The organism is Thioclava sp. SK-1 (genome assembly GCF_001705665.1).
In the GTDB taxonomy this organism is placed as follows: Bacteria; Pseudomonadota; Alphaproteobacteria; order Rhodobacterales; family Rhodobacteraceae; genus Thioclava.
Map to the genome: position 1 here is coordinate 33,425 of NZ_MDHA01000056.1, position 8,669 is coordinate 42,093.

Sequence of the window (8,669 nt, forward strand, 5' to 3'; positions counted from 1 at the left end):
TTGCCTATGAACTATTCCGCCAAGAATTTTACGCCTTACAGCCGGAGCGGCGCACCACAGCACTCACACACCGGTCGCTTCGCCTTCAGCTCCTACAGCCGGTGCAGCGGCGCGCTCTCTACAAAGCGCTTGAACCTTTCAGGATCGACATGGGCTCGCTGCACAGATTCTTGGTAAATCAGCCTGAAATGGACGGACCCTGCGATGCTGATAACTATACCAGCTATGCAGATCAACGGACCGATCATACGCTTCCCTTTCTTGCAGGTGCCCTTGCCATTCGATGGCAGTCGAACGCTCTCACAGGCTTCATCCAGATCAATGGCCGGTCAAGCCCATCGACACTCGTGCTGAACAAGTGCCCCGAGCGCACAAGTTACCGCCAGCTAGCCGGCGCTCTTCGCGAGCGCTTCCTTGACGCTTCGGTAGAGTGAAGATCTGAACGCCTCGTCTTGGCTATGAAGTTTGTACAACTCCAGTTCCTCTTTCCGACGCTTCAACATGATTTCCTTCATGATTTTTTCAAATGCCAAATCGCGGCTGTAGGGGTCAGTGTTTCCATCGAACTTTTCCTCGAAATCCGGATGGGCCTGCACACTTTCGACGATGTTCAGGAACTTGATCCGCTGCTCTTCCGGTGTAGCGCCCCAGCCTTGAAACCAACGCTCATTGAAGCTGCGGATGATCTCCTCCAACGGATCTTCCTGAACCTCTCCTTCGCGGTAGCCACGAGGATTGGGGTTCTGCGGGTCCAGCTCTGCTTCCGAAGCATCAAGGCCGATGGCATGGTTCAGCTTGGTACGCTCGAGCCCATATGAGGAAAGATCAACGGCCTCTAGCAGATCATCCAAGGCATCTTGGTTCGGGTCCTGGATGTTCAGCTTCGGTACCAGGAACTTAAGGAACCAGAACAGCTTCTCCCATGCCAGAACCTCGAAGGGCATAATCGCAGCCATCTGGCCATAGATCTTCACGAACTGCTTGGCCTTGATCTTGAAGTCGATCTTCTCGGGGTCTTCCAACTCCAAGCCGGCGTCGAAACGCTCAGCGGCGACATCAATCAGCGGGCTCAGCTTCGCGCCATCCTCGCCATCGAAGAACCGCTTGCAGAACTCCTCGACCTCGGACCATTCATAGACACCCACATCGTCCAGAGTTGCCTTCAGCTCATGCAGCACGTTGACATCCGTCGCCTCCGACAGGGTCGTCACCGTAAAGAAGGGATCAAAAGCAGCTTTGATGTCCTCGGTCGAGTTGAAGAAATCGAGCACGAATAGGTCTTCGGTCCGCTTGCCCAGCTTCGGCGAAGACCGGTTCAGCCGCGACAGGGCCTGAACCGCCAACACCGACTGCAGCTTCTTATCGACATACATCGCGCAGAGCTTCGGCTGGTCGAAGCCGGTCAGGTACTTGTTCGCGACAACCAACAGCCGGTACTCGTCCTTGTCGAACTCGCTGCGGGTCTTGTCCTCTGCGACGCCGTTCATCTCGGCCTCGGTGAACTTGACCCCGTCGACCTCCTTCTCGCCAGAAAAGGCGATCAGCGCCTTGAACGGGTTGCCGCGCTTGGCAAGCTCCGCTTGGACCGCCTTGTAGTACCGGATCGCCATCTCGATGTTCTGCGTGACGATCATACCCTTGCCCTTGCCCCGCAGCTTCTTCGGGTTGACCACGTTGTCGATGAAGTCATCGACCATGATCTCGGCCTTGGTGTTGATCGTCTGCTGGCTCCGCTCGACATAGGCGCGCAGCTTCTTCTGCGCCTTGGCAGTGTCGAACAGGGGATTGTCTTCGATGGACTTCTGGATCTCGTAATAGCCCTTGTAGGTCGTGTAATTCGCCAGCACGTCGAGGATGAAACCCTCCTCGATCGCCTGCTTCATGCTGTACAAATGGAAGGGCCGGAAGCGTCCGTCAGGCTGCTTCTCGCCGAACTTCTCCAGGGTGATCGGCTTCGGCGTCGCAGTGAAGGCGAAGTAGGAGGCGTTGCCCCGCATCTTGCGCGCTTCCATGGCGGCGAGGATCTTGTCCTGCGGATCCTCCTCGTCCGGATCAGCACCCATCGCCTGGTTCATCTTGTCGCTGGCGATGCCGCTCTGGCCGCTATGCGCCTCGTCGATGATCACCGCGAACCGTTTGTCGCTCAGGTCGGCGATGCCGTCGATGATGAAGGGGAACTTCTGGATCGTCGTGATGATGATCTTCTTGCCGTTCTCCAACGCGGCCTTCAGGTCCGAGGACTTCAGCGCCGGGGCCACGATGTTCTTGACCTCGGAGAAGTCCTTGATGTTGTCGCGCAGCTGCTTGTCCAGCAGGCGGCGGTCAGTCACGACGATCACGCTGTCGAAAAGCGGGGCGTCCAGCGCCTTCGCTCCCGGCAGGCCCAGCTTCGCCGGATAGGTCTCGATCAGCTGGTAGGCGGCCCAGGTGATGCTGTTGGACTTGCCCGAACCGGCGGAGTGTTGGATCAGGTAGCTGTGCCCCACACCAATCTCTGCCGCATGGGACAAAAGCTTCCGGACCACGTTCAACTGGTGATAGCGCGGGAAGATCAGCGTCTTCTTTGCCAGCGGGTCGGTGGCCTTCCCCTCCAGCAACACGAAATGCTGGATGATCCCGGCAAGGCTCTCCGGTTGCAGCACCTCTTCCCACAGATAGGCGGTCTTGTGGCCATTCGGATTGGGCGGATTGCCCGCGCCCTCGTTGTGGCCTTTGTTGAACGACAGGAAGAAGGTCGAGGCGCCCGCCAGCTTCGTCGCCATCCACACCTCGTCGGTGTCGGCGGTCATGTGGACCAGCACGCGGCCAAAGCGCATAAGGGTCTGGTTCGTATCGCGCTCGCGATACTGCTTCTGGCCGTGATAGCGGGCGGTCTGGTGGGTCCAGGCGTTCTTCAGCTCCAGCGTCACCAGCGGCAGCCCGTTGAGGAACAGCACCATATCCACCGATTCATTCGGGTTGGCGGTGCTGTGATGGACCTGCCGGGTCACGCTCCAGATATTGGCGGCGAAATTGTCGTGGACCTTTTGCGCCGAGCTTGCCAGGGGCGCGGGATACATCAGGGTGAAATGCGCATTGTCGACGGGCAGGCCCTTTTTCAACACATGCAGCAAGCCCTTGGACTTGATCAGCTTGTCGAGCTGGCCGGTGATCTTGGCCTGCCAGTCGGCGGGGTTGTGGCTCTTGAGCTTGTCGAGGTCCTTGGACTGCGTGGTCTCGAGGAATTCCCAGAACTTCGCGCGGTCGAGCGCGAGGGGCGCGTCGAAATCCGAAGGCCGCCCGATGCGGAACGGGCCGGAGGCCACAGTCCCAGCGGCCAGCTCTTCGGAGCTCGCGCCGCAAAGCCGTCGTTCGATGGCCTGTTCGAGGGCGATTTCCTTGGTGTTGCTGACCGCGACATTCATGGCTTTGCTTTCAAATGAGTCTCCGCCCCGCCCCGATCAGGGGCCGGGCGCTTACACTACCTTGATCTTTCCAGTCACCGCCGCGTTGATCAAGCTCGTCTTGTATTCCCGTAATGCGGAACTCTGGGATTCCTTCAGAGAAATGGCCCGATCAATTGCATCGCATCCGCTCTTGATATGCACAGCTATTTCGGCCTGCTCCTCGTAGGGTGGAACAAAGAGGTCCACGCCTGCGAAGTTCTCGAATGTCAGGTCCTGCCCGTCACGGATGAAGTTGCCGGTGATTTGCAAAGCATGAATGTAACGCAGCGTTTTCAGGAGATAGCCGAAGAAATCTGGGTTCACCTGAGATGATGGGCGCAGGATGACGTAGGACGAGCGGATGCAACCTGTGCTGTACGCTCTCTCAAGTCCACCTTGGAAACTTCTCATGCTGATGACGAAATCATTCAGTTCGACGTGCTTCCGCTTGTCCAAGTTGGTCGAGATCTTGACCACGCGACGGCCAACCAACTCTTCGAATTTTTCCTGCGGGATGACCCCATAGGATTGAGTGGCGGAGAGCTGGATATCATCCTTCCGGGCAAGCTCCTTGCTTTGCGTGAACAAGAACTTGCTCCGGTGAACCTCCCAATGCGCGGGGATCTGGCCGATCCAGTCTATACGGCTGTCCTTCATGGGGGCGTCGGGGTTCAGGCCGCGGGTGACGGCCTCTTGGATCAGGATCTGCCTGCGCTCGGCCAGCAGCCTGATCTGCTCCTCCTTGATCCGCACCGCCTCGTCAATCGTGGCTACCTTTGCGCGCAAGAAGTCGACGATCTTCCTCTGTTGATCCAGGGGTGGGATCGGTATCGAGAATTCATTGAAGTTGTCCGCAGGTAGTCTCCAGCGGCCCAGCAGGGAAACGCCTTGCCCATACCTAAAGAAGATCTTTTGAGAGTAGCCGATCTGAAAGATCAACAACAGATATTCGTCAAGGATATCAGAACTGAAGTTGCGGAAGACTCGATAATCAGGGCTGACGACACCGTCGAATTTCGAGATGTCGACATACCCTGTTAACAGGTCCATGTGGTTCATGGCAAAGTCGCCACGATCCACAATCTGATAGCCTGAGTAGTCCTGTGCAAGTTGTCCTTCACCGCTATCAACGTCTTTGACCTTGATTCCTTGTTGCGTGATGGAAAGTACGCTTGGGCCTTCGCATCCGGCGATCCGCTTCATGATCTTTACGACATACTTGAGCTTGCGTGTCTGCCAAGTCGTCGGGATTTCGCCCAGCCAATCCACTTGGCTGTCAGCGAGTTCGTCATACGTGGGTTGTGCCGCGATGTTCATTCCGCCGGCTCCAGCTTGGTCGCGACCTCGACACCAAGGATGTCGGCGATCAGACCGTCGGCCTTTTCTTCCAGGGCCAGGATGTCCTGCGTCACCTCTTCGAGGCTGCGCAGCGGCTTGTGGCGGTAGAAGTACTTGTTGAAGCTGATCTCGTAGCCGATCTTCACGGAGTCGAGGTTGATCCATGCTTCTTCCACATGCGGCTTCACTTCTGCGCGGAAGTAGCGGTGGATGTCGTCCTTCAGCGGCACGCTTTCCGCATCACGCAGGTCAGAGGTGCTATCAAAGGTCAGATAGCTGCCGTCCGTCTGCCGGTACCAGCCGAAATCGGCCAGATCGCCCGCCGCACAGCCCAGATGGGTGGTGAGTTCCTCGACCTCCGCGCCGGTCAGCTTGTGCTTCTTGTCGATCACCTTATGCGCGGTCTCGTCGTACCAGCTGACGGCGTTCAGGATGGCGTTCTTCTCGGTCACGCCCAGCTTGAACTTGCGCGCCTTGATCACGGCACTCACCGCCTTGCGGAAGGCGTTGAAATCGTCGGTCTCCTCCGTGCCCACATCGCCCATGATCTGGGTCGCGGTGGCCAGCAGGTCACGCAGCTTGACCCAGTACTTGGTGTCGAGCAGCTTGGTCTTTGCCTTGGCGTTCAGGGTGATGCCTGCTTCCTCGCACCACGCGGTGATCGCCTTGGTCTGTTCCTTGAGTAAGCCCGGCTGATAGACCTGATCGCCGTGTTCGCCATAGAGCCATTCCATGGGTTCGCGCAGGGACTTGTCAAAGCGGAGGGGCGCGAGGCGTTCGGCGCTGAAGGCCGCGCGGCGGCGGTCGGGGCGTTCGATGGTGACCTTGTGGTAGCCGAAATCCGCGTTGTCGAAGACCTGCACGGCGATGCCGGTAGGATCGTTGTTGGCGTCCATCCGACGTTCGATGGGGGCGAAGGCGAGGCAGGCGTCGGTGATGGCCTGGATGTGCGCGTCCGAGAACTCGCAGTTCTTGTCGCCGAGGTTCTTGCGCAGCTTGCGGAACAGCAGGTTGGCGTCGATCAGCTGGACCCGCCCGCGCCGTCCCTCGGGTTTGGCGTTGGACAGGAGCCAGATGTAGGTGGTGATGCCGGTGTTGTAGAACAGGTTGTTGGGCAGCTGGATGATGGTGTCCAGCATGTCATTCTCGATGATGAAGCGGCGGATGTTGGATTCCCCGCTGCCCGCATCGCCGGTGAAGAGGCTGGAGCCGTTGTGGACCGACGCGATGCGCGAGCCGAGCGGGCTGGTGCCCATGGGCTTCATCTTGCTGACCATCTCCATGAGGAAGAGCAGCTGCCCGTCCGAGGAGCGCGGCGTGGCGTCCATGGTCTCGACCTTGCCCCAGTAGTCGGCCAGATCGACCTGGAAGCGGGTGTCGATGACGTCCTTGCCGTCCTTGATGTACTTGACCTCGCTGTTCCAGCTTTTGCCGTAGGGCGGGTTGGAGAGCATGAAGTCGAAGCGGTTGGCCGAGAATTCGTCGGTCGAGAGGGTGGAGCCGACGCGGATGTTCTCGGGGTTGTTGCCCTTGATCATCATGTCCGACTTGCAGATCGCGTAGGTCTCGTCGTTGATCTCCTTGCCGTAGAGATAGACGTCGCCGCCCGCTTGGATCGGCCCGTCGGGCTCCTTGATGTAGTTCTGGGCCTCGGTCAGCATGCCGCCTGACCCGCAAGCCGGGTCGTAGATCGTCATGACCGGTGGCAGGCGGTCCTTAATCGGGTCAAAAACGAGGTGCGTCATGAGGTGGATCACCTCGCGCGGGGTGAAGTGTTCCCCGGCTTCCTCGTTGTTCTCTTCGTTGAACTTGCGGATCAGCTCTTCGAAGACGTAGCCCATGCCGAGGTTCGACAGGCCGGGCAGCGTGTTGCCTTCCGGATCCTCGATGTCGTGCGGGGTCAGGTTGATCCACGGGGAGACGAATTTCTCAATGACGTCGAGCAGGACCTGCTTCTCGGCCATGTGGCGCATCTGCTCGAAAAGCTTGAAGCGGCCGATGATTTCTTTGACGTTGTCGGAGAAACCGTCGAGATAGTCCTCGATGTTGGCGAGAAGGATCTGCTGGTTGTTGGTGGCGGAGCCGTGCAGCTTCTTCAGCGTCCACTGGCTGGTGTTGAAGAAGACGTAGCCCGAGGCGTCCTTCAGGGGCTCATCATCCAGCTCCGTCGCGGCCAGGTCCTCCTTCTGGTACCTGACCTCTTCGAGAACGGTGTCCTTGGTCGGTTCCAACAGCGTGTCGAGGCGGCGCAGCACGACCATGGGCAGGATGACATCGCGGTACTTGCCGCGGACATAAACATCACGCAGGCAGTCATCGGCGATGCGCCAGATAAAGGAAACAAGGCTATTGTGGGAAGTCTGGTTCAATGGAAGGCCCCAAAAGGTATTCGCGCGATTATACGCGCTTTGCGCATGAGGATAACGGCAAGCGGGTGGCTCGGCAATGGAGCCAGAGGCGCGACATGTGTTGGTGCGCCTCCAAGGGCCTGACAGCGCTTCTAAACTTCAAAGGCAACCAGCAACCTTTCTGATCACCCGAAGGGCAATCCCTTTATTCCAAGTCGGAGCCCCTGCTTCCTTCATCCCAGCGATCATCATACATGATCCGGGCCGCGCAGGGGCCCTGTGTAATGGCCTGCGAGGGCGGACCAGAACCGTGGCCCGTTACGCCAGAGGTCTATTCATCCCCGAAATACTTTTCGGCTTCACCGACGCCAAGGGTCTCCAGTGCCGAACGATCCATCTCGACGCCCTCCGGCCGCACCAGCACATGCGGGATGAAGGGGCCTCGATAATCCACAACAGGATGGCCCTGATGAGTATGAAGCTCCCCGTTCACTTCTTGTGCCAGCATAATAAGGTCAACGAGATACTGGACGCCATTGAAAAGGGCACTTCGTTCCGCGGCAGGCAGATCGACAATTTTTTTGAGATCGATAACCTGGTTCATCAGGGCAACGAATTCCTGTTCGGTGAAATTTTGGGGAAGTTGTCTTGCGAAGTCTTCAAGTTTCATAAATGCGTCCTCTGTAAAATGGGTGACTATCCGGTACTGCCTCAGTATCCGGCCTACATCATAAGTGTTTGGTAGGCTGGATTTTGCGGATGTTGCAACAGGAAAATCTATCGAAAATTCTTTTATATCGTTGATTAATTTGCGAAAAATTGAGCCCATCCCATTTTCTCAACAAGAGCCCATTTGACCTAAGGGTAAGCAGTAACGATTTAGCGCCAGACACTAACAGGGAGGGCGGCTTCCGGACCTTCGCTGCGGCGACAAGCCGATCGCCCAGCAAAGGTGGAAGCCGACATTCTGAGCGGACCAAGATCAAGGCTTGTCCTGCATCGCCGCTTGACGGAATAGAGCCCGTAGCAGAAGCGCCACCTTTATGTTGCACGCGCACGCAGCGAAATGTTTGCTTCGGCGCAGCAAACATTTATGCCGCATTGCAGCCGTGGATCCTGTCGCTCATCCGCATTATAGGAAATTTCTCAGAAGCATTGGCTGCGTTGCGGAGCTTTCTGACGTTCGCTGCACATGCAGCGTTGTTTGCGGGCGGTGGCGCCGAGCGTGTCAGGGGCGGGATGGACGGCTGAGGCGCATAGGGGCAGTCGTCAAGCGGCAGCAGCGTGTGGCGTCGAAACGCGACGATAGCCGCCTACTCAGCCTTCGGAAGGACCGTGGAACGTGGCGTCTTTAGGCCCGTCTTGAGATCATCAACCGTCTGCCGTCTACGCCACTTCGCTACTGTCTTTGGGTTGATCCCCAGCTCCCGGCACAGCATCGCGAGCGAAGCTTGCGATCGCTGTATTGCTGCTCTTACGGCGTGCGCGGTCGTGGCGCTTCCGTGACAAACTTGTCCCATAAGGCATCTTTACATTTCTGCAAAAGGATCAAACCATT

4 protein-coding genes and 1 pseudogene are annotated in these 8,669 nt (G+C 57.8%); all 5 read right to left on the reverse strand.

Going from position 1 to position 8,669, the window contains the following annotated elements:
• Positions 1-386 precede the first annotated feature (386 nt).
• Positions 387-3,404, reverse strand: coding sequence for a type I restriction endonuclease subunit R (locus tag BFP70_RS13905; RefSeq protein WP_066012263.1), 3,018 nt, complete (start codon positions 3,402-3,404; stop codon positions 387-389).
• 51 nt (positions 3,405-3,455) lie between these two features.
• Entirely contained in the window at positions 3,456-4,742 is a 1,287-nt protein-coding gene (locus tag BFP70_RS13910) for a restriction endonuclease subunit S (RefSeq protein ID WP_066012264.1), read from the reverse strand.
• On the reverse strand, positions 4,739-7,132 hold the full coding sequence (locus tag BFP70_RS13915) for a class I SAM-dependent DNA methyltransferase (RefSeq protein ID WP_066012265.1): 2,394 nt from the start codon (positions 7,130-7,132) through the stop codon (positions 4,739-4,741). Before BFP70_RS13915 ends, BFP70_RS13910 begins: the two co-directional genes overlap by 4 nt.
• A gap of 310 nt (positions 7,133-7,442) precedes the next feature.
• Complete coding sequence (locus BFP70_RS20390) at positions 7,443-7,781, reverse strand: hypothetical protein (RefSeq protein ID WP_083217516.1); 339 nt, start codon at positions 7,779-7,781, stop codon at positions 7,443-7,445.
• 547 nt (positions 7,782-8,328) lie between these two features.
• A pseudogene (locus BFP70_RS20395) lies at positions 8,329-8,631 on the reverse strand (IS481 family transposase); the annotation flags it as partial.
• Positions 8,632-8,669: the final 38 nt, after the last annotated feature.